Origin of the sequence: Methylophaga sp., assembly GCF_965655755.1 — a bacterium.
Taxonomy (GTDB): domain Bacteria; phylum Pseudomonadota; class Gammaproteobacteria; order Nitrosococcales; family Methylophagaceae; genus Methylophaga.
Window position 1 is genome coordinate 1 of sequence record NZ_CBFHHW010000026.1, and the last position, 26,917, is coordinate 26,917.

Consider the following 26,917-nt stretch of genomic DNA (forward strand, 5'->3'; position numbering starts at 1 on the left):
CTTGTTACGATTTTCCGAATTAGCTAGTTTAACTAGCAACCAGTTATGCCTGGCGGCCATAGCGAGTTGGTCCCACCTGATCCCATCCCGAACTCAGAAGTGAAACAGCTTAGCGCCGATGATAGTGTGGGAGTTCCCATGTGAAAGTAGGTCACTGCCAGGCTTTATATATAAAAGAAGCCCATCCAATCGGATGGGCTTTTTTTATATCTGATAGTTTTGCGGTGACATTACCTGAGCATGGCAACAACCCATGTGACATTATCGTCTGGACAGGCAATGCTCCCAGCATTGCTTCTGCATACACTCCATCCATGGAGATAAACGATATTGCACGACCGCAGGGAGCCCGCAGGGTCAGCCACAGGGATGTGGCTGATAAAGTAGGTCACCGATAACTGCTGCTGCGTTATCGGTATAGGATGGACAGGATGACCAAATGCCGCGATAGCAGGGTAAGCGATAGCGATCATGACATCCTTGTATATAACTGCCAGGCTTTCTTGTTTCTGTATGGTGGTTTGCATAGGACTTGCCTCAAAAGACATAGCGCTTTTAACTGTTTTTTTAAGGCACTTGGTAGCTTTAATATAGGAAAATAACAGATCGTAAAATCTTTTTACGTAAAACACTAGACGCTCTCATTCCGACCTGATATGCTTACTGACAGCTTTTTTCAAAACCCCTCCCTGACATACAAACTGATACCCATACTGGCGTGTCTTCAAGGTAGTTCTATATAAAAAATCCCATCCTAGGTACAACATGAATCTGACAGAATTAAAAAAGCAGTCTGCTGCTGAATTAATGGATCTAGCCCTCTCCATGAAACTTGAGGGTCTCGCAAGAAATCGAAAACAAGAATTAATCTTTGCTATTGTAAAAGCCCACTCTAAACAGGGTGAGGATGTGGTAACAACGGGGGTACTGGAGTTACTACCGGACGGATTTGGTTTCCTTCGTTCACCAGAAGATTCATATGTAGCCGGTCCTGATGATGTTTATGTCTCACCCAGTCAAATTAGACGCTTCCATCTTCGCACCGGCGACACTATCAAAGGTAAGATTCGCCCCCCTAAAGATAGCGAACGTTATTTTGCTTTGGTGAAAGTTGAAGAAATTAACTACGAAAAACCCGATAAATCTCGTAACAAAGTCCCTTTTGAGAACCTTACACCGTTATTTCCGAACGAACGTTTTGATCTTGAGCGCGGCAACGGTAGTACAGAGGATTTAACGGCTCGTGTTATTGATTTGGCTGCACCCATCGGTAAGGGCCAACGTGGTCTGATTGTAGCGCCACCTAAATCGGGTAAGACCATGATTCTGCAATCGGTTGCACAATCTATTGCATCGAACTATCCAGATAGTGATTTGATAGTGTTATTGATTGATGAACGTCCGGAAGAAGTGACTGAGATGCAACGTTCAGTTATTGGCGAAGTTGTTTCGAGTACCTTCGACGAGCCGGCATCACGTCACGTTCAAGTTGCTGAAATGGTTATTGAAAAAGCCAAACGTTTGGTTGAGCATAAACACGATGTGGTTATCTTGCTTGACTCTATTACCCGACTGGCTCGTGCTTACAATACCGTCTCTCCATCATCAGGTAAGGTATTGACTGGTGGTGTTGATGCCAATGCACTACAACGACCAAAGCGTTTCTTTGGTGCGGCACGTAATATTGAAGAAGGTGGCAGCCTGACAATTATTGCTACAGCACTGATTGAAACCGGTTCACGCATGGATGAAGTTATCTTTGAAGAGTTCAAAGGTACCGGTAACATGGAAGTATTATTGGAACGTAAACTGGCTGATCGTCGTATGTATCCTGCGATTAATGTCACACGTTCGGGAACTCGTCGTGAAGAATTACTCACCAATGAAGATGATCTTCAGAAATTGTGGATCCTGCGTAAGATCTTGGGACCAATGGAACCCGTTGAATCAATGGAATTCCTGATGGACCGATTGAAGTCAACTAAAACGAATCTTGAATTCTTTGACTCAATGAAACAAAGTTAATTATTGCAATAAGCAGTGACAAAGCCCCCAGCTATTTTTTTAATGGGGCCAACGGCAGCAGGAAAAACCGATCTGGCGTTGGCTCTGGCTGAAAAATATCCTCTTGAAATTATTAGCGTTGATTCGGCACTGGTATATAAAGGTATGGATATCGGCACAGCCAAGCCTGCTCTGGATGTGCTCGCAAAATACCCTCACCATCTGGTTGATATCCTAGAACCGTCAGAGGCTTATTCAGCCGGCCGGTTTCGTGATGACGCGCTAGCATTGATGGCTGACATTACGGCCAGAGGCAAAGTCCCTTTGTTAGTGGGGGGCACAATGCTTTATTTCAAAGCCTTACAACAAGGAATGTCCGATCTTCCATCGGCCGATCCTGCTGTGAGAAAAAAACTTGATCAGGAAGCAAGAGAATTCGGTCTGAGTTATTTGCATGCAAGACTAGAAAGAATTGATCCGGATTCAGCAGAACGCATACATATAAACGATCCTCAACGTTTGCAACGGGCATTGGAAGTCTTTGAGATTACAGGCAAAAGTTTAACAGAACTGACTGTTGAATCTGGTGAGTCGTTACCTTACTCGGTTACTAAGATCATTGTGGCGCCGTTTGAGCGCAAAGTACTGCATCAACGAATTGCTGACCGCTATAAGAAGATGATTGAGGATGGTTTTGTTGATGAGGTTAAGAAACTTCACCAGCGAGACGAGTGCCACCCAGATTTACCTGCCATTCGTGCTGTAGGCTATCGGCAAGCCTGGTCTTATTTGGATGGAGACTATGATGAAGAAACGTTTATATATAAAGCGATCGTGGCGACACGACAGATGGCAAAACGACAACTGACTTGGTTACGTGCACAGCAAGATGGTGTTTGGTTTGATAGCTCACTTGGATTACCTGTTGAAGCAGTGAACCAATTTGTTGTCGAGCAAGTCCCACAATTAAAGAATAATGCTTGACGATTCTCGCTGGGATCTTAGAATGCATTCGAGTAGGCTTTTTTTCAAAAATAATAACAATATTGGAGTGAGTAATGGCCAAAGCGCAGACTCTTCAAGACCCATTTTTAAATGCATTAAGACGTGAAAATATTCCGGTTGCTATTTACCTGGTGAACGGCATTAAATTACAAGGACAGATCGACTCATTCGATCAGTTTGTGATCCTGTTGAAAAACTCTGTTAATCAAATGGTTTATAAACATGCTATTTCCACTATCGTTCCTTCACGTAATGTTAATATCTCGCAAGAAGAATAGGAGCGTATTGATTGTTTGATCGTCCTGATAGTAACGCCGCTTTTGACGATTTATCGAACAAAGAAGCAGTTGTACTTGTTCACCTTAATTTTAATGATCCAGACTACGATGAATCTCAGATGGAGTTCAAAGAGCTTGTTGGTTCTACCGGTGCCAATATTGCTGCAATAATTGAAGGGAAACGCCATCGGCCTGATCCAAAGTTTTTTGCCGGCAGCGGTAAAGTGGATGAAGTGGCCGAATATGTTCATGCCTCGCATGCTGCATTAGTTATCTTCAATCATGAACTATCCCCTAGTCAGGAGCGTAATCTCGAGCAAAAACTCAAGTGTCGTGTTCTGGGAAGAACTGGTCTTATCCTCGATATCTTTGCCCGTCGTGCTCGCTCACATGAGGGTAAGCTTCAGGTTGAGTTGGCTCAATTACAGCATTTATCCACCCGTCTTATTCGTGGCTGGACTCACCTTGAACGCCAAAAGGGCGGTATAGGTCTTCGTGGACCAGGTGAGACACAGTTGGAAACAGACCGACGCTTACTTAACCAACGTATTAAAACGTTGAAAAAGAAACTCGGCAAAGTCCGTTCTCAACGCGAGCAGGGTAGACGTTCAAGACAACGTGGTGGTGTTCCTGTGGTTTCACTGGTCGGTTATACCAATATGGGTAAATCGACTTTGTTCAACAAAGTCACCTCGGCAGAGGTCTATGCCGATGATCGTTTGTTTGCAACGTTGGATCCGACACTGCGTCGTGTCAAACTACATGATACTGAAATGGTCATCATGGCTGACACGGTCGGTTTTATTCGTGATCTGCCCCATGACTTGGTTGAATCATTCAGTTCTACGCTGGAAGAAACGCGGGATGCTGCTTTGCTTATGCATGTGGTCGATTGTGCCGCAACGGATCGTGATGATTTGATACACCATGTCAATGATGTGTTAAAGCAGATTGAAGCGCATGATTTACCGCAACTCATTATTTATAACAAAATCGATACAGTTGAGGGCATGTCGCCGCGGTTAGAGCGAAATGCGGATGGTCAGATACATCGTATTTGGTTATCAGCACAAACGGGGGAAGGCTTAGAACTCCTGCGCCAGGCTCTGCATGAATATTTTCCAGAACAAGAGCACGCTGACTATCTGAACTAACGATCACGGTTTTGGTTGCGTATGCCGCCCATCTCCGTAAAATAGCCCTTTTTAAAGTAAATTTCTCTGTTTTCTCATTTTGGAGAGCTACATGGCTTGGAATGAACCCGGTAAGGGTGATAAAGACCCGTGGGGTAATCGCGGTAATGACGGCCCACCTGATCTGGACGAAGTTGTCCGTAATATGCAGCGCAAACTTGGCGGCCTGTTCGGCGGTAAAGGTGACTCAGGTGGAGGCAATAACAATTCCAATGCTGGTTCATATGGACTTGGCCTAGTTGCTGCCATTATCGGCATCATCTGGTTACTGTCCGGTATTTACATCGTCGATCCGGCTGAGCGTGGTGTTGTTCTTCGTTTTGGCCAATATGAAGCGACTACAATGCCTGGTCCGCATTGGCACTTGCCTTACCCCATTGATGAAGTTGAAGTCGTTAACGTCGAAGAGATTCGTAATGTCGAAATCGGTTACCGTTCTAACGGTTCACGAAATGGTGGCACTATCCATTCAGAAGCGTTGATGTTAACCAAGGATGAAAACATCATCGACTTGAAAGTAGCTGTGCAATACCGTGTTCAGGATGCTAGGAAATATTTATTCAATGTGCGAAGCCCTGACTTGATTCTGCGTCAAATGATGGAGAGTGCGGTGCGTGAAACTGTAGGTCGTTCCAATATGGACTTTGTTCTTACAGAAGGTCGTAGTGCTATTGCCAATAGTACTGAACAATTACTGCAATCAATGTTAGACGCCCATGACGCTGGATTATTAGTGACAAGTGTTAACATGCAGGATGTTCAGCCGCCTGAGCAAGTGCAGGCCGCATTTGCCGACGTAGTAAAAGCCCGTGAGGACGAAGTACGTCAGAAAAATCAGGCTGAAGCCTACTCAAACGATATTCTACCTAAAGCGCGTGGTCGGGCTTTCCGTATCCTCCAGGAAGCGGAAGCATACAAAAGCCAGATTATTGCCCGCGCAGAGGGTGACGCAAGTCGTTTCACGCAAGTTGTGCGCGAGTACAATAAAGCACCTGCTATAACCATGGAGCGTCTCTACCTGGATGCGATGGAGTCTGTCTATTCTAAAAGTCAGAAGATTATGGTTGATGTTGAAAACGGTGGTAGCAATGTCTTGTATCTGCCTTTGGACCGCCTGAGTGGAAACCGCTCAAGTAGTCCCACTCGACTGGATTTGGATAGCCTGAATTACCCGTCCAATAATAGCTCAACTTCATCATCCAGCGCGTCAAGTGATGACGTTCGTAGCAGAGGAGGTCGCTAAGATGAGTTCACGTATGACGCTGATTTTAGTACTTATCGCTTTAGTACTGATTACTCTGACATCATCGGTCTTTGTGGTTGATGAACGTCAAAAAGCCTTATTGTTGAGACTGGGTCAGATTGAACGTTCTGATTATGAACCTGGCCTGCATCTCAAAATCCCCTTCGTCAATGAAGTGCGTAAGTTTGAAGCGCGTGAGATGGCGTTAGATGCACAACCTGCCCGTTACCTAACAGGTGAAAAGAAAAACGTCATTGTTGACTCATTCATTATGTGGCGTATTGCGGATGTTGCAACTTACTTCACCTCTATGGGTGGGGATGAGGACCGTGCTGCATTGCGTTTGTCTCAGATCATCAAAGATGGTTTACGTGCCGAGTTTGGTCGACGCACTATTCAAGAAGTTGTGTCGGGTGACCGCGTTACTATGGTTGAGGATATCCTCAAAGATGCCAACCGAATTGCAGAAGGCTTCGGTATTGCGATTTCAAATGTACGTATCAAACGTATTGACCTACCGCAGGAAGTGAGTTCATCTGTTTACACACGTATGGAAGCTGAACGCGAACGTGTAGCGAAGGAGCTGCGTTCTCAGGGTGCTGAAAAAGCAGAGGAAATTCGTTCTGATGCCGATCGTCAACGTGCAGTGATTCTGGCAGAAGCACGCCGTGATGCTGAAAACATACGTGGTGAAGGTGATGCCGAAGCGACTGAAATCTATGCTGATGCTTACGGTATGAATGAAGAGTTTTATGGCCTCTACCGCCGTTTGAGCGCCTACCAGAATATCTTCCAGGGTGATGATATGTTGGTAATCGAACCTTCAGGTGACTTCTTCAAAAGCTTTAGTGATTCCACGCTGACTGCAGAGTGAATGCAGAATTAATACACGGTCTATGGGTTGCAACAGCTTTAATGTTGGTTATAGAGGGCATCATGCCCTTTATCAACCCGACTGTGTTTAAACGTGCTTTGCTACAAATGGCTGCTATGTCAGACAGACATGTTCGTCTGATTGGTTTTTTTAGCATGCTTGCAGGCCTGATACTTCTTTACTGGATTAATTAACGCGACATGACTATCAAAGAAAGTTGGTTGTTGCCTGAAGGGATCGATGAATTGATGCCTGAAGAGGCAGCACAACTGGAAATTTTACATCGTTCTCTTGTCGACAGAATGCGTAGTTGGGGTTACCAACTGGTCGTTCCACCTTTGGTGGAATACCTTGACTCTCTGTTAACGGGGACAGCTAAAACTCTTGATATCCAAACATTCAAACTGACTGACCAGATGTCGGGCAGAATGCTGGGTATCCGCGCCGACATGACACCACAAGTGGCACGTATCGCCGCTCATAAACTTCGTCACCAATCCGATATCCTGCGATTGTGTTATATCGGGAGTGTTTTACACACTCTGCCGGAAGGTCAGGGTGGTTCACGTAATCCGATTCAGCTCGGCGCTGAGATATACGGCCATGCAGGTCCGGAAAGTGATGTGGAAAGCATTGAGTTGATGGTTGACCTGCTCAATGTTACCGGTGCAGTGTCTAAGATTGCTCTAGATATTGGTCACGTAGGTATTTATCGTGGTTTAGCCTCTTATGCCGGTTTGTCAGAGGTGCAGGAACAGGCACTATTTTCTGCTATGCAGCGAAAAGCCGCGGCTGAAATTGAGTCGTTACTAATAAGCTATGAACTCGACGACGATGCCATGCAAATGTTGCAGACATTAGCTGAGCTTAATGGGGATAACAGTATCCTCCAAACGGCAAGACAGCAATTAATTAAAGCACCGGCTTCCGTGCAAAAAGCTCTGGATACACTGGAACAGATAGCAGGAGCCCTGTCGCAGCGACTCCCCTCACTTGTTATAAACTTTGATCTGGCAGAGCTTCGTGGCTATAACTACCACACTGGTGTAGTGTTTGCTGCCTACAAACCTGGATCAGCACAGTCGATAGCTGCCGGTGGTCGATATGATGATATCGGTGAAGAATTTGGCCATGCCCAGCCTGCAACAGGTTTCAGTATGGATCTGAAAAAACTAGCGACACTATTGCCGACTTCAGCTGTGCAACAAGATGTTATAGGTGCTGTCTGGCAGCAAGATGCCGAATTGCAGCAACTGGTCGAATCATTGAGAAAAAAAGGCAAGGTAGTCGTCTATCAACTGCCCGGATCTGAAATCTCAACAACACATACATTGGTAAAACAAAATGGTCACTGGCAAGTGGCTGAAACAGGAACACAAACTCGTGGCTAAAAATATCGTTGTAATTGGCTCCCAGTGGGGCGACGAAGGTAAGGGTAAACTGGTTGATCTGCTGACTGATAATGTCTCTGCTGTCGTCCGTTTTCAAGGTGGACATAATGCTGGACACACGCTAGTAATCGAAGGTAAAAAAACGGTTCTCCACCTGATTCCATCCGGTATTTTACGTGAAAATGTACAGTGCCTGATTGGTAATGGTGTGGTGTTGTGTCCGGAAGCATTACTTAGAGAAATGAAGGAACTGGAAGGCAATGGTATTCCAGTACGTCAACGACTTAAAATCAGTGCCGCCTGCCCTTTGATCCTGCCGTACCATATCGCGTTAGATCAGGCGCGTGAGTTGCGTCGTGGCAAAGACGCGATCGGCACAACCGGGCGTGGAATCGGGCCCGCTTATGAAGATAAAGTCGCTCGACGTGGTCTGCGGGTAGGCGATTTGCTTGACGCAGATAGCTTCGCCGTAAAACTGAAAGAAGTGATGGAGTTTCATAACTTTGCACTGACTAATTATTACGAAGTCGATGCGGTCAGCTACGAACAGGTATTGGAAGAAACCTTGGCAATGCGAGATATTTTGCTGCCTTTGATCGCCGATATACCTGCTATGTTAGAGGCTTACTACAAAGCGGGTGAGAATGTCATGTTTGAGGGGGCTCAGGGCGCCTTACTTGATATTGATCATGGTACATATCCTTATGTGACATCCTCCAATACGACAGCAGGCGGAAGTGCTACTGGTGCTGGTGTCGGGCCATGTCATATTGATTATGTTTTGGGAATTACCAAGGCCTATGCCACGCGTGTCGGCGGCGGTCCATTTCCGTCTGAATTATTTGATGATGTGGGTAAACACCTTGCTGAAGTAGGCATGGAAAAAGGCTCTACTACCGGCCGTGATCGTCGTTGTGGCTGGCTCGATATGGTCGCATTAAAGCGCGCCAGTTGGATTAACAGCATTACAGGGTTATGTCTGACCAAACTCGATGTATTGGACGGTCTCGACACTATTCGTCTTTGTATTGCCTACGAACGCAAGGGTGAGCCGGTGGATATTCTGCCGCTAAGTGCAGATGAGTTTGAAGGCTGTGTGCCGGTTTATATCGATATGCCGGGCTGGAAAGAATCAACCCTTGGTGTGACCGACTATGACCAACTTCCAGCGAATGCTCGAGCCTATATCGAAAAAGTAGAGAGTCTGGCAGAGGTGCCAATTGATATCATCTCAACGGGACCGGATCGGTGTGAAACTATCGTGAGACGAGACTTGTTTGAAGTATAAAAAAAGCCCTCGAAAGAGGGCTTTTTTATGAATTGTTTATTTCTTGTCTGGCGAGATAGCCGCCATTAAAGCTGAATAGTCAGTATTGTCGAGTCCCATCTCTAATGTCTTTCCCAGGAGGGAGTCGATACCCTGTAGAGCACTGGTATCTAACCCCAGTTCATTGGCCACCGAAAGAAACAATCGCGTATCCTTCGCCAGGTGTTTGGTCGGGAAATTGGGATTGGCAAAGTCACGATCCAGCATTCGGTTTAACTTCTTATCGAAAGTTGGTGCGTACAAAGCACTGTCACGAACAATTCCCATAAATTGTTCGGTTTTGATCCCTTCTTTTTCGACTAATGCCAGACTCAAGGCAAAGCTTGCTGTCAGCCCTGCAATTAATTGATTCATCGCTAATTTTACGGTTGCACCCTGGCCCACATCACCAATGTGCTGAGGTGCGTTACCAATGAGTTCGAGCAAAGGGAGCGCGGTCTGATAATCAGCCTCACTACCACCGGCCATCAGGATCAATTTACCCTTTCGCGCTTCAGGCAGACTACCTAACACCGGACACTCAAGATAACGTCCTTTCATAGCATTGACACGCTGAGCAAGTTCACGTGATTCTTCCGGTGCAATTGTCCCCATCTGAATCAGCAGGGTGCTGTCGAATGATGCAGGTGCAATTGAATCAAACACTGTATGGATGGCTTCTGCATCACTTAAAAACAACAGACAAATATTGCTTTTTTCGACAACTTGTTGCGCAGATGTAGCGACTTCAGCCCCCAGTTCACGTAATGCGTCACTTTTTTCTGAGCTGCGGTTATAGATAATGAGCGGCTGACTTTCTGCCAGTAAATGCGTTGATAACGCTTGCCCCATCAGGCCTGTACCGATTAATCCAATTTTCATGATCTAGGATTGCATCTCCATGCTGATAAAACTGTCACTATGCCATAGATGACGGCAGCATTGTGAGATAGAATAATGTCCCATTTTACAGTAGAGACAGGGGAATACTGTGTACAAGAAAAACATGACCATCGCTGGATTTGACGATGAAGTGTTCAATGCGATTAATGCAGAAGATACGCGTCAGGAAGATCATATCGAACTGATTGCATCTGAAAACTACACCAGCCCACGTGTGATGGAAGCACAGGGCTCATCTTTAACGAATAAGTATGCTGAAGGTTATCCGGGCAAACGTTATTATGGTGGTTGTGAGCATGTCGACACAGTAGAAGACATTGCTATAGCGAGAGCCAAAGAACTGTTTGGTGCCGACTATGCCAATGTTCAACCGCATTCTGGCTCACAGGCAAATGCAGCGGTTTATCTAGCGCTGTTAAAACCAGGCGAGACTATTCTCGGTATGAGTTTGGCTCACGGTGGCCATCTGACTCATGGTGCTAAAGTCAGTGCCTCAGGTAAAATTTATAATTCTGTTTCATACGGAATCAACACCGAAACCGGTGAAATAGACTACGATGAAGTGGCAGCATTAGCACAAGAACATCAACCAAAAGTAGTTGTTGCTGGTTTTTCAGCTTATTCACGCGTCATCGATTGGCAAAAATTCCGTGATATTGCTGATTCAGTCGGTGCGTACTTACTGGTCGATATGGCGCATATCGCTGGTTTAGTGGCTGCGGGCTTATACCCAAACCCAGTCAACATTGCAGACGTTACCACCACAACAACACATAAAACATTGCGTGGCCCACGTGGTGGTCTGATTATGGCGAAGTCGAATCCTGAAATCGAGAAAAAACTGAACTCAGCTGTTTTCCCAGGTTTTCAGGGTGGCCCTCTGATGCATGTCATTGCAGCCAAAGCTGTAGCATTTAAAGAGGCGATGTTACCTGAATTCAAAACCTATCAAGAGCAAGTTATCAAAAACGCGAGAGTGATGGCAGATGTCTTCATGACCCGTGGTTACGATGTTGTGTCTAAGGGGACAGATGATCACTTGTTTCTGGTCAGCTTTATTGAAGCTGGTCTGACTGGTAAAGAAGTCGATGCCTGGTTGGGTGCCGCACATATTACGGTTAACAAAAATGCCGTGCCAAATGATCCGCAATCGCCTTTTGTTACTTCTGGTATTCGTGTCGGTACACCGGCTGTCACTACACGTGGTTTTAAAGAACAAGAGTGTCGAGATCTGGCTAACTGGATGTGTGATGTCATCGACGCAGGCGGTGGTGAGAAAGTTATTAACGAAGTGAAGAGCAAAGTAGTGGCTGTTTGTGACCGTTTGCCTGTTTATTCATAAAGCTGGATAACTGATGCGCTGTCCTTTTTGTGGAGCGGAAGATTCTAAAGTAGTTGATTCACGTTTGTCGGCGGAAGGTGATGCCATCCGCCGACGCAGAATGTGTGTGGAATGCAATGAACGTTTTACCACCTACGAAACCGCTGAATTAAGCCTTCCTCGCTTAATCAAACGTGATCGTTCGCGTGAATTGTTTGATGAGAACAAACTACGAGCTGGCCTTATGCGTGCCCTGGAAAAGAGGCCCGTCAGCATAGATGATGTGGATACCGCAGTTAAGACTATTACACGACGTCTCTGGGCCACAGGCGAACGTGAAGTGGATAGCCGATTGGTGGGCGATTGGGTGATGGATGCGCTGAGAGAACTGGATGAGGTCGCTTATGTCCGATTTGCTTCTGTATACCGCAGTTTTCAAGATGTGAATGCGTTTCGTGAAGAAATTGAACGAATGAAAAAAGTTAATCCCGAGGATAAACAAGACTAAGACCATTGATTCATGAATGGATATCAGTGGGAAAATGGTCGCTGTTTGAGCTACTATCAATCCTAAGCGGTTCAGCTAAAGAGCACTATGCCGACACCTGAACAATTTATGGCGCGAGCCATTCAATTGGCCGAACGAGGCCTTTACACCACAGACCCGAACCCACGGGTAGGCTGTGTTGTTGTCAAAAATGACCAGATAATTGGCGAGGGCTGGCATATGCGTGCCGGCGAAGGTCATGCTGAGGTTAATGCTTTGCAAGCCGCCGGTCATGCAGCTGAAGGTGCTGACTGCTATGTCACTCTCGAACCCTGCAGTCATTTTGGCCGAACTCCCCCCTGTGTTGATGCCTTGATAAATGCCAATGTTAAACGGGTCTTCGTTGCGATGACAGATCCCAACCCCGTTGTTTCCGGCAGTGGCATTGCACGGCTAAGGCATGCCGGGATAGAGGTTTTTACTGATATTCTGGCATCACAATCAGAAAAGCTAAACCCGGGTTTTTGTCAGCGCATGCGGATAGGAAAACCGCATGTACGTAGTAAATTAGCCATGAGTCTTGATGGACGCACTGCGATGGCGTCTGGCGAGAGTAAGTGGATTACAGGTCCACATGCGAGAGCTGATGTACAGAAAATGCGTGCTCGTAGCTCTGCCATTATGACGGGTATCGGCACTGTATTAGCCGATGATCCTTTATTGAACGTGCGTCCTGAACAGAACACATCGCCCTGGTATCCGGATGGACAGAGAGTGAGACAACCGCTTAGGGTTATTGTTGATAGTAATATGCGGATGCCTGCTGATGCTCGCATTCTTCAGCAAAAACGCGTTCTATTGGCGACAGCTCGGGATAAACAGGCACCACGTGGTGTCGAGAGCGTAGTGCTTCCGGAAGACGGTGATATTATTGATTTGTCGGCATTAATGGCTGTTCTGGCACAACGAGAAATCAATGAGTTGATGGTCGAGGCCGGTGCGGTCTTGAACGGTGCATTACTGAAAGCCCGTTTGATCGATGAGCTGGTGATTTATATGGCGCCCAAAATAATGGGGGATATGTCACGCGGCGTATTCCATTTACCGGGCATGGAAACTATGGCGCAGAATATTTCTCTGAATATCACAGATATACGCGCAATGGGTAACGATTGGCGAATTACCGCCATCCCCGAATACAACGAGGAATTTTAATTTATGTTCACGGGCATTATTGCAGCTCTTGGTAAGGTTGAATCAGTGCAACCTAGTGATGGTGATTTACGCTTGGCGTTAGCGACACAGAAGCTGGATGTTACGGATGTGGCCCTCGGCGATAGCATTGCTGTGAATGGAGTTTGCCTGACCGTGGTTGAAATGAATGAAACTACGCTCAGTTTTGATGTCTCAAAAGAAACGCTGGAAAGAACAAGTCTGGGTTTGGCAATCGCCGGCTCAGAAGTGAACCTGGAAAAAGCACTGGCAGTAGGCGATCGCCTCGGTGGTCATATGGTGAGTGGTCATGTCGATGGTTTAGGCAAAGTGCTGCAGATAGACGCATCCGCTCGTTCCTGGTGTTTCCGTATTGAAGTACCGACATCGCTTGAGCGTTATATAGCGGAAAAAGGATCTGTCTGTATTGATGGTGTCAGCTTGACGGTAAACAATGTGGAGCAAGGTTGGTTTGAGGTGAACATTATTCCACATACTATGCAGGAAACCATTATCAGTGAATACAAAGTAGGTACGCAGGTAAATCTTGAAGTCGATCTGATTGCTCGTTACCTTGAACGTCTGCTGCCGGGAAAATTTGCAGACAATGACGGAGCAAACTTTGCCGATTACGGAACACTCTGACATGCAGTTAAATTCAACCGCTGAAATTATTGACGATCTTAAACAAGGTAAAATGGTCATCATCATGGATGATGAAGATCGTGAAAATGAAGGTGACCTTATCATGGCCGCGGAAAAGGTTACGCCTGAAGCGATCAACTTTATGGCACGCTTCGGTCGTGGTTTAATCTGCTTAACGTTAACAGAAGATCGTTGCCGTGAATTACGCCTTCCGTTAATGGTCAGTGATAATCAGACACCTTATGCCACTAACTTTACGGTTTCAATTGAAGCGGCTCGAGGTGTAACTACCGGGATTTCAGCTGCCGATAGAGCGTTGACCGTTCAGGTTGCTGTTGATCAAGAGACAAAACCGGATGATTTAGTCCAGCCTGGACATGTTTTTCCGTTAAAGGCTCAGCCGGGGGGGGTTCTCACACGCGCAGGACACACGGAAGCAGGTTGTGATTTGGCCCATCTGGCGGGCTGTTCTCCTGCTGGTGTCATTGTCGAAATTCTTAATGATGACGGCAGCATGGCAAGGAGACCTGATTTAGAGCAGTTCGCTCAAACCCATGATCTCAAGATTGGCACAATTGCCGACCTCATCAGTTACCGTCTTGAAAATGAAATGACAGTTAAAGAGCTGTCGCAATGTCAATTTCCAACTGATTTCGGCGAATTTGAACTGTTCAGCTTCCAGGACACGGTTAACCAACAGGTGCATTTGGCTCTGGTTTACGGCGACATAGACCCGGAACAGGAAACGTTGGTCCGTGTTCATATGGCTGATCCGCTTGGAGATTTATTGGGATCTGTCCGAGATCCCAGTCACTGGCAAATTCCAGAAGTGATGAAGAAAATTCAACAGGCAGGTAAAGGTGTGTTAGTTGTTCTTCGTCAACCTGAACAAAATAAACAGCTCGCTGCTAAAATCGCTCGTTATCAGCAGGAAGACAATGATGAAACGCCTTTACCAAACAAGGGCGGCTGGGATCTGAGAACCTTTGGTGTTGGTGCCCAGATTTTGTCTGATTTAGGTGTAAAAAAAATGCGGGTTATCGGTACACCGACTAAGTTGACGGGGGTCTCCGGGTTCGGTTTAGAATTGACAGGTTATCTTGAGGCCGATGAGCTTTGACTGAACAGCGCGTAGTTATCGTTGCAGGCGAGGCATCGGGAGATGCGCATGCTGGACGAGTTATCGCCGCATTAAAACAAAGACGCCCTGATATCCAAGTTTCCGGTATCGGTGGTGATGCCATGCGAAAAGCCGGTGCACATATTTTCACTGACTTTTCGGAGCTTGCCGTGATGGGGCTTGTCGAAGTCCTGAAACGGTATCGCCATATCAAGACAATATTCAATCAACTGCTTTCAAGACTACAAGAAGATAAGCCTGATTTATTGGTGCTGGTTGATTATCCCGGTTTTAATCTCAAATTAGCCAAACAAGCTCGTAAGCTAGGCATACCTGTTCTGTATTACATCAGCCCCAAAGTGTGGGCATGGCGACCGGGCAGAGTGAAAGTCATCAAGCGATATGTTGACCGAATGGCTGTTTTGTTTCCCTTTGAAGAAACGCTCTATAACGATGCAGGCGTGCCCGTTACCTGTGTCGGCCATCCACTTGTCGACGCGGTTAAATCCGAGTTATCTGTCGAGAAAGCTAAATCACAACTGGATTTGAATCCGGCGCATAGAGTCTTAGGTTTGTTTCCGGGGAGTCGTCGCAGTGAGGTTGACGCCTTATTGCCGTTGATGCTTGAAGCTGCTGAAAAAATTCAACATCGTCATGTTGATCTTCAGGTTATATTGCCATTGGCACCAGGATTAGATGAAGCATATGTAGCCCCTTTTTTGAAGCAAACCAAACTTCATGTCCATGTGGCTAAAGCTGATTTTTATGATGTTACCAAGGCTTGTGATGCAGTTGTTGCGGCTTCTGGTACCGTGACACTTGAAATTGCTTTGATGGGTGTACCTCATTTGATTGTTTATCGTGTCGCGCCGATGAGTTATCGCATTCTCAAACGATTGGTAAAAATTCCTTATGTGGGGTTGTGTAACATTGTCTGCAAACAAAACCTGATTACAGAGTTGATACAGGATGACGTTACCGTTGAGAATCTGGATACCGAACTGACAACACTGTTAACTCACCCACAGGCAAAAAAACGTGCCGAAATAATCCGAGAGCAAGTACTTCAGGCCTTGGGTCCATCAGGCGGTGCAAGCAATGCGGCCGATGTCTTAATCAGAATGCTTGATAAAACGAATGACTGATAGCATTTTAGTTGCTGGAGTGGATGAAGTTGGAAGAGGTCCTTTGGCAGGACCCGTGGTCACGGCTGCTGTTATTCTGGATCCGAATAATCCTATTGAAGGGTTAGCAGATTCAAAAACACTCACAGAAAAACGCCGCGAGCTTCTGGTGCCTTTAATCAAACAACATGCATTAGCCTGGGCAATAGGCAGAGCAGAACCACATGAAATCGATGAGATTAATATTCTACAAGCCAGTCTTTTAGCGATGAAAAGAGCTGTTGAAGCATTAGCGATCTCGCCTGATCATGCGCTGGTGGATGGTATTCATGCGCCCGATTTGAATTGTAAGGTGACGACCATTATCAAAGGCGATCAATCTGAACCTGCGATTGCCGCTGCGTCGATTCTAGCGAAAGTCGCTCGGGATAACGAAATGCAGGAGATGGATATTTTATATCCGGGCTATGGCTTCGCCAAACATAAAGGCTACCCAACCAAACAACATCAAGAGGCATTAGTCGCGTTGGGACCGACCCAGATTCATCGCCTTTCTTTCAGTCCGGTGCAACTCACATTGCTCTGATGTATATAAATAAAAACGAGTGTGAATGCTGATTCAGAGAAGATTGTTTTCGAAATTTTTAATTGACGTTATCAAATTCGATATCATGCTTTCGCGCCGCTAGTGGTCTCACTCATGGTATTATTCATTGCTTATGCTGTCTCTTAATAAACTGATTAATAAGCTGGTCAAAGGTAAAAACAGTGATGCTGTTCAGATACCTGTTGAACCCATCATTGTGCCGCGGCCTGAGCATGCTATCTCGCGTAAGCAAATCAGCCAAAATGCACTGAACGTTTTGTATACCCTCAAGGATGCGGGTTTTGATGCCTATCTTGTCGGCGGTTGTGTCCGCGATTTATTGTTAGGCCATGAGCCAAAAGACTTTGATGTTGCCACCAATGCCTTACCCGAACAGGTTCATAAGCTATTCAGACGCAGTCGCCTGATTGGACGCCGTTTCAAACTGGTTCACGTCCGTTTCGGACGTGAGGTTATTGAAGTGGCCACCTTCAGAGCACCGCCTGAGGCCCATGGGGATGTTGATGCGCAAGGGCGTATTGTTCAGGATAATGTGTATGGGACGTTGGCACAGGACGCTTGGCGCCGTGACTTTACGGTCAATGCACTTTATTACAATATCCGTGACTTCTCCATCATTGATTACACTGGCGGTATCGCTGATCTTAATACGGGTCTGATTCGTCTGATTGGTGATGTTGAAACCCGTTTCCGTGAGGATCCGGTTCGGATGCTACGTGCCCTTAGGTTTGTTGCCAAACTGGGGTTACGAATTGATAAAGCCACTGAAGAAGGCATTTTTGACTGGGGCGAACTGCTTAAGGATATTCCGCCGGCTCGCTTATTTGATGAAACGCTGAAGTTGTATTTAAGCGGTAATGCTGCAGTAACGCATGAATTGCTTTGTCACTACAGCTTGTTTGACTATATGTATCCGCAGACTGCTGCGTTGCTACATCAAGAAGAAGATAATTATCCACGAACTTTGCTGATGAAGGCATTGGAAAATACCGATGCGCGCATTGCTGCCAAGAAGCCAGTGACACCGGCGTTTTTGTTTGCAGCAATATTGTGGGAACCGGTCAGACAGCGGATGCAGTTGCTAATGGATAATGGTATGCCAGAAATTCCATCTATGCAGCGCGCGGCCTCGGAAGTTATCACCGATCAAATTCAACGGGTTTCGATTCCGAAGCGTTACAGTCTTGTCACACGCGATATCTGGACTTTGCAACCACGCCTGACCAAACGACAGGGCAAACGCGCATTCAAATCGTTATTACACCCCAAATTTCGGGCTGCTTATGACTTTTTAGCCTTACGAAGCGATGCCGGCGAACCCTTATCAGAACTCGTTGATTGGTGGACCAAATTTCAGGAAGTCTCGGCAACCGACCAGCAAACGATGGTGCAGGAGTTAGGGGGCACACCGCAAGGACAGAAACCGCGACGCAAAAGACGTCGTAGGCGACCCGCTGCAAAAAAAATGCAGGACCAGGAATAATGCATGTTTATATTGGTTTGGGAAGTAACCTGGATAATCCCCAAGCACAGATAAAAACGGCAATTGCGGATATGGCGTTAATTGACGAAACGACGCTTGTTCAGTCGTCATCACTGTATTCCAGTCCGCCAATGGGGCCGCAGGATCAACCCGATTATGTGAATGCTGTCGTCTGTGTCGACACCAAGCTATCGGCGCATCGTTTGCTTGATGCTTTGCAATCAATTGAAAAGCAACATGGCCGCATTCGGAAACGTCATTGGGGTGAGCGAACGCTGGATTTAGACATTTTGTTGTTTGCTGATAAGGTCATTGATGATGAACGTCTGACTGTACCGCATCCCGGAATCTCAGACAGAGCTTTTGTCGTTTATCCGCTGGCTGAAATTTCACCTGAGCTGGTGGTTCCGGGGCTGGGACCACTTGAACAAATACAACTAAATTGTCCACGGAATGGATTAGAAAAAGTGGAAATTAACGCGTCATGAATCCAACGCTTGAACATCGCTATATTGTCGTTGAAGGTCCAATCGGAGTGGGTAAAACCCACTTGGTGAAACGACTGGCAGAGAGCTTTTCCGGTACAGTCTTATTGGAACAACCAGAGCAGAATCCTTTTCTTGAAAAGTTTTATCTGTTCCCAAAACAATCGGCATTACCGACCCAACTTAGCTTTCTAATGCAGCGTGTGAAATTAAGTAAAACCCTGAATCAGGATGATTTATTCAGTGATCTGCACATTGCTGACTTTATGGTAGAAAAAGACAAATTGTTTGCACAGATTTCGCTCGATGATGATGAGTTGGCCTTGTATAACATGGTGTATGACAATCTCACCCTGCATCATCGTAAACCTGATTTGGTTATTTATCTGCAGGCTTCATTACCGGTACTTAAGTCACGCATTTCACAGCGCGGTATAGCTTACGAGCAACACGTTGAAGAAGGCTATCTCAAACGTTTGGCTGATACCTACGCTGATTTTTTCCATTATTATGATACATCGCCGTTATTGATAGTGAATGCTGAGCAGATTGATCTGGTCAACAGCGAACAGGATTACCTGAAGCTGTTAGAGCAGATCTGTAACATTCAAAGTGGAAGACATTATTACAACCCCCTACCGGTTAAAGAGAAGAAGTAATCATGAGCCGTATGAGTCTGACAACGTTGCGCAAAATGACAGTAGCACAGGAAAAGATCGCTGTGCTCACTGCGTATGATGCGAGCTTCAGTCATGCACTGGAGCAAGCGGGAATTGATGTGATCCTGGTCGGTGATTCTCTTGGTATGGTTGTCCAAGGACAGGAAAGTACCGTTCCGGTGACCGTTGATAACATGATCTACCACACCGCTAATGTGGTTCGAGGTAGCGAAAAAGCGTTTATCGTCGCTGATATGCCTTTTATGAGCTATGCCAACTCCGATCAGGCAATTGCCAATGCAGCCCGCCTGATGGCTGAGGGTGGGGCACAAATGATTAAGCTTGAAGGCGGTGCCATCATCGCAGACACCGTGGAGCAACTCTCTGCGCGTGGTATTCCTGTGTGTGCCCATCTAGGTTTGCTTCCACAATCTGTACATCGACTGGGCGGTTACATTGTTCAGGGACGAGAGTCAGAGGCAGCAGAAGAGCTATTGGCTGATGCAGTTCAACTGCAGCAAGCCGGTGCCGACATGCTGGTGCTGGAGTGTGTACCAGCAGAACTGGCGGCCAGAGTGACCCAAGAATTAACGATTCCAGTTATTGGTATCGGTGCCGGTAAAGACTGTGATGGGCAGGTACTGGTGCTATACGACATGATTGGATTAACACCGGGCAAACGACCACGCTTCACACATGATTTTCTAGCTGATACAGGCGCCATTCAGGCGGCCATTGCAAAATATGTTCAGGACGTTAAGTCAGGTGCGTTTCCCGGGCCGGAGCAACAGTTTTAATGCAGGTTGTTGATAACCTTGTCGCCCTTCGTACAAGGGTTAAAAACTGGCGTCAACAAGATGAAGTTATTGCATTTGTTCCGACGATGGGGAACCTCCATGATGGCCACTTATCATTGGTAAAAAAAGCCCATGAGCTGGCGGATCGTATTGTGGTCAGTATTTTTGTTAATCCACTACAGTTCAACGATAAGAACGATCTGAGCGCCTATCCGCGCACATTAAATGAAGATATTAATCTGCTCAGCGAACTGAACTGTGATCTGGTTTTTACACCTACTGAATCGCTGATGTATCCAGCCGGTATGAATAAACAGACTCTAATACATGTACCGGGTATGGATAATAAACTCTGCGGTTTAGGCCGGCCAGGTCATTTCGATGGTGTTGCCACCGTGGTCGCAAAGTTTTTTAACATGGTTCAACCGGATATCGCCGTGTTCGGTGAAAAAGACTACCAACAGTTGATGTTGATAAAAAAACTTGTGCAGGATTTGAACCTGCCAGTCGATATTATAGGTGCGCCCACACGCCGGGATGAAAGCGGTTTAGCATTAAGTTCACGAAATAATTTATTAACGGAAAAACAAGCTTCAAAGGCGTCTTTACTGCATCAGCAATTGTTAGATGTAAAAACAGCTTTGGAAAAAGGCTCAGAAGATCTTGACGCAGTGATATCTGGTGCGCAGACTCAACTTAAACAGGCGGGCTTTGAGCCTGAGTATCTGGAAGTTCGCAGAGCAGAAGATCTTGAGCTGTTTCAACCAGAGCAAGATGCTGCCTTGCGTGTTTTAGTGGCGGCGAGACTGGGCAAAGTGCGTCTGATAGACAACATTGCCTGTAACCTTGCCTGATTTTGGTTAAAAAGCGATAATATTGGGCTAACTCACAAGATTTCGTCGGCTATGCAACTGACCCTATTAAAAGCAAAATTACATCGAGCATGCGTGACCCATTCCGAACTGGAATACGAGGGCTCATGCGCGATAGATGGTAAATTACTGGAAGCAGCAGGTATTCATGAATACGAGCAAATCCAGATTTATAACGTCGCTAATGGTGAACGTTTTACCACCTATGCTATCCGTGCTGAAGATGGTTCTAACGTCATTTCTGTCAATGGTGCTGCGGCGCATAAGGCCTCACCGGGTGATCGTCTGATCATCTGTGCCTATGTCAGCATGGATGCCGAAGAAGTACAAAAGCACAAACCGACCTTGGTGTATCTGGATGAAAACAATGATATCACCCATATGCGCCATTCAATCCCTGTTCAGGCTGCTTGATACTCACTGAGTAGGTTTATGGAGAGGTTATTCGAAAAAGCGCTGTGGAATAGTCGCTTTATAGTGATTGTGGCTGTTATTGCCAGCTTACTTACAGCGCTGGCTATGTTTTACATGGCATCGGTTGATGTTTTCTTCCTGATGACACACTTGGGCGAGTATATGTCTCCCGATCTGGTTGGCGAGGCCCGTGAAGACTTTCGAGCTGGAACCGTTACGCACGTTGTTGAAGTGATTGATGGTTATCTGCTTGCCACTGTTTTACTGATCTTTTCGCTTGGTCTTTACGAGTTGTTTATTAGTAAGATAGATGAAGCTGAAGACAGTGCCCATTCCAAGGTATTAGCCATTAATAGTCTGGATGATCTCAAAGCACGTCTTGGTCGCGTCGTTTTGATGATCCTGATTGTAAATTTCTTTGAGCATGCTATCAGCATGGATTTTCACCAACCAATGGATCTTCTGGCTCTCGCCGGTGGTATTGGTATTATTGCTTTGGCGCTTTACTTCTCGCACGCAGACAGCCATTAAACGTCACACAAACGTCATCTAACTGTTATCAGCTTGTAACATACCCACTCTATGCTTGCCGCAAATAGGTCAGCAAGAGAAACAAGATGCTCAACATTGAACAGGCGGTTCATCAAAAATTTCCTCAGTTTGAACATACCCGCCCCTGGATTCGGAAATCGACACTGGGCTTTCTCCGAAAAATCACTCATGAACAGGAAGTAAACCTATTTTTATCGACCCATCAGGACCTGAGAGGGTTTGATTTTATCGAACAGGTGTTGGACCATTTCGATTTCAGTTACAGCATCAGTCATCGAGACAGAAATAATATTCCTGCGACAGGACGTCTACTGATAGTAGCTAACCATCCGCTGGGTGCATTGGATGGCCTGTCGTTGTTGAAGTTAATTGGAGAAGTTCGTCGTGACGTAAAAATTGTCGCCAACGATATGCTAATGAACTTTGCAGCGGTCGAATCGTTATTTTTACCCGTTGATAATCTATCCAAGTCGACCCGTAAAAGCAGTGTTTCCAGGATCATAGACAGCTTGAATAATGAAGAGGCCGTCATTGTTTTTCCTGCCGGAGAGGTGTCACGAATCCGACCAAGCGGTATTCGTGACGGCAAATGGAATAGTGGCTTTTTGAATTTTGCAAAAAAGACGCAATCACCAATCCTGCCTATCTTCATCGAAGCACGAAATTCCTCATTGTTTTACAGCGCATCCATAGTTTATAAACCATTATCGGGCATGATGCTGGCACATGAGATGTTTAATAAAAACTCTAAAAATATCAGCATGCGAGTAGGTGAGCCGATCGCATATCAGCAAATTGCTCAATTACCCATTGTAAAAGCAGAAAAAGCGAAACTGCTGCGTCGACATCTTTATCGGATGGCAAAAGGTAAGAAACCGCTTTTTAAAACAGAACAGACCATTTCTCATCCTTTGGAACCACGCCTTATAAGACGTGAGTTAAAACATGCAGAATTGTTAGGAGAAACGGCAGATAATAAAAAAATTTATTTATTTAACTACCAGCCTGATTCGGCTGTGATGTATGAAATAGGTCGTCTACGAGAGTTTACTTTCCGCCAGGTGGGTGAAGGAACAGGTAAACGACGAGATATTGATAAATACGATCGTGATTACCGGCATTTAATTTTGTGGGATGAACAAGAACTGGAAATAGCAGGTGCTTATCGTATTGGTGAGGTTAAGCGAATCAAGCAACAGAATGACAGTCGTGGCATTTACAGTGAAGAATTATTTGAGTACGCGACAGATAAGATGCAACCGTATTTCGAACAGGGCATTGAACTCGGGCGAAGTTTTGTCAGCCCGAAATATTGGGGTAGACGGAGTCTGGATTATCTTTGGTACGGGATTGGTGCTTACCTGAGACATTATCCTGAGATCCGATATCTGTTCGGACCTGTCAGCCTGAGCAACAGTTATCCTGACTTTGCGAAAGCGTTAATCGTCAGTTTCTACCAGCATTATTTTTCTGACGCAGAACAATTAGCTACTGCGCGTGTTCCCTACAGTCCTGAAACAGCGAATCAGGATCGTGTTGATGAGACCTTAATTCGAACAGATCAACAGGCTGACTTTACAGCAATGCGTGATCAACTGACCCATATGAATGTCACTGTGCCCACGCTTTATAAACAATATGCTGATTTGTGTGAACCCGGCGGTGTGCGGTTTATGGATTTTAATATTGATGCCGACTTTGGGCATTGTATCGATGGCCTGGTGATGGTCGACCTGGAAAAGTTAAAAGCCGGTAAACGTAAGCGGTATCTGGGAAAATAATTAGCCGTGGCAGCGTTTGAGCTTTTCGCCGCTGCCACAAAAACATGGATCATTACGGCCTAATTTTATATCAGGCATGAATACACCATCATGGTAAAACCAGCGTCCAGCTTCACGGGTAAAGCGAGAACGTTCATGAAGCTGGCTGAAAGGTTGGTCCTCATAGAAAGCGACGAATTCTACCTCAGCGAGATCATTGGCTTGTTTGTGATCCAGAATGATTAAGCCTAACCATGTTGTTTGCGAAATAGTTTCTCGCAGTAAGTTAATTTCGTCCGGCCTTCTCTTGGACGGGTGTAATGTTTCTACCAAATATCCTGTAAGACCAAGACAAAATGCACTGTAACGTGAACGCATAAGCTGATCGGCTCGTTCTGCACTATATTCAGCCTTATGAAGCGGTTCACAACAGTTTTGATATAACTTGCCGCTTAAACACGGGCATGACGAAGCAATTTCACTCATAAAGGGCACTGATTGGTAAACAAGATGAAGGAAGTTATTTTACGGAAATATATCAATGATTTCTAAGTCACCAAGTCATCTCAATAGTCCTGAACTAACATTAAATCTGGGTACTTAAAGTGATAGCCCAGTTCATGCTTTACTTTTGCGTTGCTGACGATTTTGTAACTCAGCATATCGGCATCAGCAAACGTCGGTGAGTCCTGATTCACTAATGTTGCAACATGCGGATAAAAGTCGCGTTTAAGCGGATGTGTATCGCTGCATCCGTTGAATACGGCATTCCATGCAGACTGCTGAACGATAGCGTTAATGATGCCAATACAATCATCAAAATGAATTAGATTGATTGGGGCATCTGCCTGTTTGATTTGCTTGCCATTCCTGAAAAAACGTCCGGGGTGACGGTTCGGACCAACCAGGCCACTGAAACGAACTATAGTGGTGTCAAAATATTTTTCCTGTCTGAATAAAGACTCAATCTGATAAAGAGGACTATCAGGATTTTCTGCGCCCTCATCTTCGGTGACTTCACGGTTAAGGTTTTGGTAGACAGAACTGGAACTGACGAACAACACCTGTTTGACAGGACCTTTTTTGACTTCTTCTATCAGGCGTTTAAAACCATCGATATTTTTATTTGTGATATTGATAATCAGAATATCCGCATCCAGAAAGGTTGGATCAATTCCATCAGGGTTATCTACATCAACAATAAAGCTGGAAAAACCTTGTTGACGGAGCTGAGACCGCTTCTCAGCGCTTCGTGTTGACAGTTTGATGTCATAGCCTTGATGAACAAAATGCGCTGCCAGTGGCTTACCGAGCCAGCCACTACCTAGAATACTGATAGAATTAATAAATCACCGTCCTTTATTTCAGGTCGTTATTCTAACGTAACTTGTACAATTAATAGTTACGGAAATTATGAGACTTTTATACTGTCCTAATTTGAATTACTAATAAATTAAACTGATGAGTGCACCCGAACTACCCAATATTTTTTCAAGCAAGGTTATTACAGTCCTTTTCTGGTTGTTGTTGATGGGCTCAATGACGTTGTTTTTCAATGGTTTCATTCAACAACGCGATAATCCTAACAAAGCTCTGCAAACGACTGATCTCGACACCGGGAAAGTCACACTGGAGCGGAATAGGGCAGGCCATTACTTGGCACCCGGGCTGATTAACGGCCATCCGGTTAACTTTTTACTTGATACCGGAGCCACACACGTTAGCGTGCCCGCTGGCGTAGCAAAAGCGGCCGGATTAAAACAGGGGAGAAGAAGCATGGTGTCTACCGCAAATGGTGTGGTGCATGTTTACCAGACCACCCTGGACTCAGTACAACTGGGTGGCATTAGCCTTCAAAATGTCAGAGCCAGTATTAATCCACATATGTCAGATGAGGTGGTGTTGCTTGGAATGAGCTTTATGAAACATCTGGATATTATCCAGCGTGATGGCATGTTAACGCTCGAAGTGCCAGAATCAGGATACTGATATCTTAACGACTTTCATGTACTCAAAATCCATACGAGCAATGGTCTCGGTCTCAGGGTAATAGATTAAATCCACGTGAGCCCCTTTGAGTGTTTTGTATTTGCGGCGACGCTTGTATTTAAACGGGACTTCCTGACCTTCAATCATTACTGTGTTGAGCACCCAGTCACCCTCTTGACGTTGTACATGCGATGCAACTTTCTGCATGGTGGAATGGGTCAGATCCTGATGCTCTGCGAGCAATTTCTTGGTAGTTTTAACTTTCACGTTGATAGCGTTGGTGCAAAATACCGACGCGCTCCACATAGACTTTCGTTTCTGAATAAGGCGGAATGCCGTTGTACTTTTTCACTGCATTGGGGCCGGCATTATAGGCTGCCGTTGCGAGTTTAATATCTCCGTCAAAAAGTGACAGTAACTTAGCCAGATATTTCACGCCACCTTCAATATTTTCACCGGGATTAAGGGCATTTATAACGCCTAAATCTTTCGCTGTCCCCGGCATTAATTGCATTAGACCTTGTGCCCCTTTCTTCGACATCGCTTTTGAGTTAAACGCAGATTCGGCATGAATCACAGCTCGAACTAAAGCCGGGTCAACGTTATATTTGTCCGCTATGCGTTGTACTTCGGATACATAAGAAACCTGATTCAGACTAATAGTGTGCCAGTTTATAGTTGAGTCTGGATTACAGGCATAACAACTGAATTTGAGCACTTCGAAGGAACCGTGGTGGGGTTTTTGATCGGAGAAGACATACCCTTCGCCCGTTTGTGATTTGTAAATGACGGTTTGCTGGCCGGCGCCGGCTACATTACTGAATTCGACACTGCCATCTGCTTTTTGAATTCGTTTGACGTTGTCCGCACTGACACTGGTCGAGGCCGCCATCATTATCAATGAATAAATGAAACAAGCCCTATGCATTAGCCAACCCAATATCGTCCGGAAGCACCAATAATAATGGTGACAAGACCAATGATGAGGTTCAACAAAATCAACTTTCGAATCTGTGTCAGATTGTTGCGTCCTGTAATCCAATCATGCTCGGCCACCGCCCACTTTAATTTTTTGAATGGGTTGAAGAATACATGCATAAAAATCAGCATCATGAATATGCCAAGCAATAACATGATGTGCACATGTACCCCGACGCCATCGACCCCACCCATACCGCCTAGTAGATGAATCA

At 45.6% G+C, this 26,917-nt stretch carries 30 protein-coding genes, 1 rRNA gene and 1 pseudogene; 26 read left to right on the plus strand and 6 right to left on the minus strand.

Features of this window, described 5'->3' with window-relative positions; translation table 11 throughout:
- Positions 1-48: 48 nt before the first annotated feature.
- The 10 genes from rrf to ACTF5U_RS09275 all read left to right on the plus strand — a co-directional run bounded on the left by rrf (position 49) and on the right by ACTF5U_RS09275 (position 9,276).
- A 5S ribosomal RNA gene (gene rrf, locus ACTF5U_RS09230) occupies positions 49-163 on the plus strand.
- A gap of 602 nt (positions 164-765) precedes the next feature.
- Positions 766-2,025 carry a transcription termination factor Rho gene (gene rho / locus ACTF5U_RS09235; protein WP_438971338.1) on the plus strand — a complete coding sequence of 420 codons (1,260 nt, stop codon included), beginning with the start codon at positions 766-768 and terminating at the stop codon, positions 2,023-2,025.
- Positions 2,026-2,067: 42 nt separating this feature from the next.
- On the plus strand, positions 2,068-2,988 hold the full coding sequence (gene miaA / locus ACTF5U_RS09240; protein ID WP_438971381.1) for a tRNA (adenosine(37)-N6)-dimethylallyltransferase MiaA: 921 nt from the start codon (positions 2,068-2,070) through the stop codon (positions 2,986-2,988).
- Positions 2,989-3,062: 74 nt separating this feature from the next.
- Complete coding sequence (hfq, locus tag ACTF5U_RS09245) at positions 3,063-3,287, plus strand: RNA chaperone Hfq (protein WP_438971339.1); 225 nt, start codon at positions 3,063-3,065, stop codon at positions 3,285-3,287.
- 11 nt (positions 3,288-3,298) lie between these two features.
- Positions 3,299-4,441: a ribosome rescue GTPase HflX gene (hflX, locus tag ACTF5U_RS09250; protein WP_438971340.1), complete on the plus strand. Its 1,143-nt coding sequence runs from the start codon at positions 3,299-3,301 to the stop codon at positions 4,439-4,441.
- Between the two features lie 91 nt (positions 4,442-4,532).
- Positions 4,533-5,723, plus strand: coding sequence for an FtsH protease activity modulator HflK (gene hflK, locus ACTF5U_RS09255; RefSeq protein ID WP_438971341.1), 1,191 nt, complete (start codon positions 4,533-4,535; stop codon positions 5,721-5,723).
- A 1-nt stretch (position 5,724) separates the two neighbouring features.
- Entirely contained in the window at positions 5,725-6,597 is an 873-nt protein-coding gene (gene hflC, locus ACTF5U_RS09260; protein ID WP_438971342.1) for a protease modulator HflC, read from the plus strand.
- A complete protein-coding gene (locus tag ACTF5U_RS09265; RefSeq protein WP_438971343.1) occupies positions 6,594-6,791 on the plus strand; it encodes a DUF2065 domain-containing protein in 198 nt (65 codons plus the stop codon). The genes hflC and ACTF5U_RS09265 overlap by 4 nt, the downstream gene beginning before the upstream one ends.
- A 6-nt stretch (positions 6,792-6,797) precedes the next feature.
- Positions 6,798-7,988, plus strand: a complete 1,191-nt coding sequence (locus ACTF5U_RS09270) for an ATP phosphoribosyltransferase regulatory subunit (RefSeq protein ID WP_438971344.1) — start codon at positions 6,798-6,800, stop codon at positions 7,986-7,988.
- Positions 7,981-9,276, plus strand: a complete 1,296-nt coding sequence (locus ACTF5U_RS09275; protein WP_438971345.1) for an adenylosuccinate synthase — start codon at positions 7,981-7,983, stop codon at positions 9,274-9,276. Before ACTF5U_RS09270 ends, ACTF5U_RS09275 begins: the two co-directional genes overlap by 8 nt.
- Before the next feature lie 36 nt (positions 9,277-9,312).
- Here ACTF5U_RS09275 and ACTF5U_RS09280 read toward each other — a convergent pair whose 3' ends face one another.
- Positions 9,313-10,176: an NAD(P)-dependent oxidoreductase gene (locus tag ACTF5U_RS09280; RefSeq protein ID WP_438971346.1), complete on the minus strand. Its 864-nt coding sequence runs from the start codon at positions 10,174-10,176 to the stop codon at positions 9,313-9,315.
- A 109-nt stretch (positions 10,177-10,285) separates the two neighbouring features.
- Here ACTF5U_RS09280 and glyA point away from each other — a divergent pair, with 109 nt between their 5' ends.
- The 15 genes from glyA to ACTF5U_RS09355 all read left to right on the plus strand — a co-directional run bounded on the left by glyA (position 10,286) and on the right by ACTF5U_RS09355 (position 23,756).
- On the plus strand, positions 10,286-11,539 hold the full coding sequence (gene glyA, locus ACTF5U_RS09285; RefSeq protein WP_438971347.1) for a serine hydroxymethyltransferase: 1,254 nt from the start codon (positions 10,286-10,288) through the stop codon (positions 11,537-11,539).
- Positions 11,540-11,552: 13 nt separating this feature from the next.
- Positions 11,553-12,026, plus strand: coding sequence for a transcriptional regulator NrdR (gene nrdR / locus ACTF5U_RS09290; protein WP_438971348.1), 474 nt, complete (start codon positions 11,553-11,555; stop codon positions 12,024-12,026).
- Positions 12,027-12,113: 87 nt separating this feature from the next.
- On the plus strand, positions 12,114-13,220 hold the full coding sequence (gene ribD / locus ACTF5U_RS09295) for a bifunctional diaminohydroxyphosphoribosylaminopyrimidine deaminase/5-amino-6-(5-phosphoribosylamino)uracil reductase RibD (RefSeq protein ID WP_438971349.1): 1,107 nt from the start codon (positions 12,114-12,116) through the stop codon (positions 13,218-13,220).
- Positions 13,221-13,223: 3 nt separating this feature from the next.
- The gene (locus ACTF5U_RS09300; protein WP_438971350.1) at positions 13,224-13,862 is read left to right on the plus strand and encodes a riboflavin synthase; all 639 of its coding nucleotides are present in this window, start codon (positions 13,224-13,226) and stop codon (positions 13,860-13,862) included.
- A 1-nt stretch (position 13,863) separates the two neighbouring features.
- Positions 13,864-14,982 carry a bifunctional 3,4-dihydroxy-2-butanone-4-phosphate synthase/GTP cyclohydrolase II gene (gene ribBA, locus ACTF5U_RS09305; protein WP_438971382.1) on the plus strand — a complete coding sequence of 373 codons (1,119 nt, stop codon included), beginning with the start codon at positions 13,864-13,866 and terminating at the stop codon, positions 14,980-14,982.
- Positions 14,979-16,127 (plus strand): lipid-A-disaccharide synthase, encoded by a 1,149-nt coding sequence (gene lpxB, locus ACTF5U_RS09310; protein ID WP_438971351.1) that lies wholly within the window; start codon positions 14,979-14,981, stop codon positions 16,125-16,127. The genes ribBA and lpxB overlap by 4 nt, the downstream gene beginning before the upstream one ends.
- Positions 16,120-16,692 (plus strand): ribonuclease HII, encoded by a 573-nt coding sequence (gene rnhB / locus ACTF5U_RS09315; protein WP_438971352.1) that lies wholly within the window; start codon positions 16,120-16,122, stop codon positions 16,690-16,692. Before lpxB ends, rnhB begins: the two co-directional genes overlap by 8 nt.
- Before the next feature lie 133 nt (positions 16,693-16,825).
- Positions 16,826-18,196 (plus strand): polynucleotide adenylyltransferase PcnB, encoded by a 1,371-nt coding sequence (gene pcnB, locus ACTF5U_RS09320; RefSeq protein WP_438971353.1) that lies wholly within the window; start codon positions 16,826-16,828, stop codon positions 18,194-18,196.
- Positions 18,196-18,684: a 2-amino-4-hydroxy-6-hydroxymethyldihydropteridine diphosphokinase gene (gene folK / locus ACTF5U_RS09325; protein ID WP_438971354.1), complete on the plus strand. Its 489-nt coding sequence runs from the start codon at positions 18,196-18,198 to the stop codon at positions 18,682-18,684. Before pcnB ends, folK begins: the two co-directional genes overlap by 1 nt.
- Positions 18,681-19,340, plus strand: coding sequence for a deoxynucleoside kinase (locus ACTF5U_RS09330; RefSeq protein WP_438971355.1), 660 nt, complete (start codon positions 18,681-18,683; stop codon positions 19,338-19,340). Before folK ends, ACTF5U_RS09330 begins: the two co-directional genes overlap by 4 nt.
- A gap of 2 nt (positions 19,341-19,342) precedes the next feature.
- Positions 19,343-20,137: a 3-methyl-2-oxobutanoate hydroxymethyltransferase gene (panB, locus tag ACTF5U_RS09335; protein ID WP_438971356.1), complete on the plus strand. Its 795-nt coding sequence runs from the start codon at positions 19,343-19,345 to the stop codon at positions 20,135-20,137.
- Positions 20,137-20,991, plus strand: coding sequence for a pantoate--beta-alanine ligase (gene panC / locus ACTF5U_RS09340; protein ID WP_438971357.1), 855 nt, complete (start codon positions 20,137-20,139; stop codon positions 20,989-20,991). The genes panB and panC overlap by 1 nt, the downstream gene beginning before the upstream one ends.
- 51 nt (positions 20,992-21,042) lie before the next feature.
- A complete protein-coding gene (gene panD / locus ACTF5U_RS09345) occupies positions 21,043-21,423 on the plus strand; it encodes an aspartate 1-decarboxylase (protein ID WP_438971358.1) in 381 nt (126 codons plus the stop codon).
- An 18-nt stretch (positions 21,424-21,441) separates the two neighbouring features.
- A complete protein-coding gene (locus ACTF5U_RS09350; RefSeq protein WP_438971359.1) occupies positions 21,442-21,954 on the plus strand; it encodes a YqhA family protein in 513 nt (170 codons plus the stop codon).
- Positions 21,955-22,040: 86 nt separating this feature from the next.
- Complete coding sequence (locus ACTF5U_RS09355) at positions 22,041-23,756, plus strand: GNAT family N-acyltransferase (protein ID WP_438971360.1); 1,716 nt, start codon at positions 22,041-22,043, stop codon at positions 23,754-23,756.
- Here ACTF5U_RS09355 and ACTF5U_RS09360 read toward each other — a convergent pair whose 3' ends face one another.
- Together ACTF5U_RS09360 and ACTF5U_RS09365 are read right to left on the minus strand one after the other, a co-directional pair.
- On the minus strand, positions 23,757-24,221 hold the full coding sequence (locus ACTF5U_RS09360; RefSeq protein WP_438971361.1) for a YchJ family protein: 465 nt from the start codon (positions 24,219-24,221) through the stop codon (positions 23,757-23,759).
- 80 nt (positions 24,222-24,301) lie between these two features.
- Positions 24,302-25,081: an SDR family oxidoreductase gene (locus tag ACTF5U_RS09365; RefSeq protein ID WP_438971383.1), complete on the minus strand. Its 780-nt coding sequence runs from the start codon at positions 25,079-25,081 to the stop codon at positions 24,302-24,304.
- A gap of 115 nt (positions 25,082-25,196) precedes the next feature.
- On the opposite strand from ACTF5U_RS09365, the gene ACTF5U_RS09370 reads away from it, so the two are divergent.
- Positions 25,197-25,724: a retropepsin-like aspartic protease family protein gene (locus ACTF5U_RS09370; RefSeq protein WP_438971362.1), complete on the plus strand. Its 528-nt coding sequence runs from the start codon at positions 25,197-25,199 to the stop codon at positions 25,722-25,724.
- Here ACTF5U_RS09370 and ACTF5U_RS09375 read toward each other — a convergent pair.
- The 3 genes and pseudogenes from ACTF5U_RS09375 to ACTF5U_RS09385 form a co-directional block, all read right to left on the minus strand.
- A complete protein-coding gene (locus ACTF5U_RS09375) occupies positions 25,713-25,991 on the minus strand; it encodes a hypothetical protein (protein ID WP_438971363.1) in 279 nt (92 codons plus the stop codon). The two genes, ACTF5U_RS09370 and ACTF5U_RS09375, sit on opposite strands and share 12 nt — an antisense overlap.
- A complete protein-coding gene (locus tag ACTF5U_RS09380) occupies positions 25,981-26,652 on the minus strand; it encodes a lytic transglycosylase domain-containing protein (RefSeq protein ID WP_438971364.1) in 672 nt (223 codons plus the stop codon). The genes ACTF5U_RS09375 and ACTF5U_RS09380 overlap by 11 nt, the downstream gene beginning before the upstream one ends.
- Positions 26,652-26,917: pseudogene (locus tag ACTF5U_RS09385) on the minus strand (hypothetical protein); the annotation flags it as partial. The pseudogene ACTF5U_RS09385 and the gene ACTF5U_RS09380, both read right to left, overlap by 1 nt.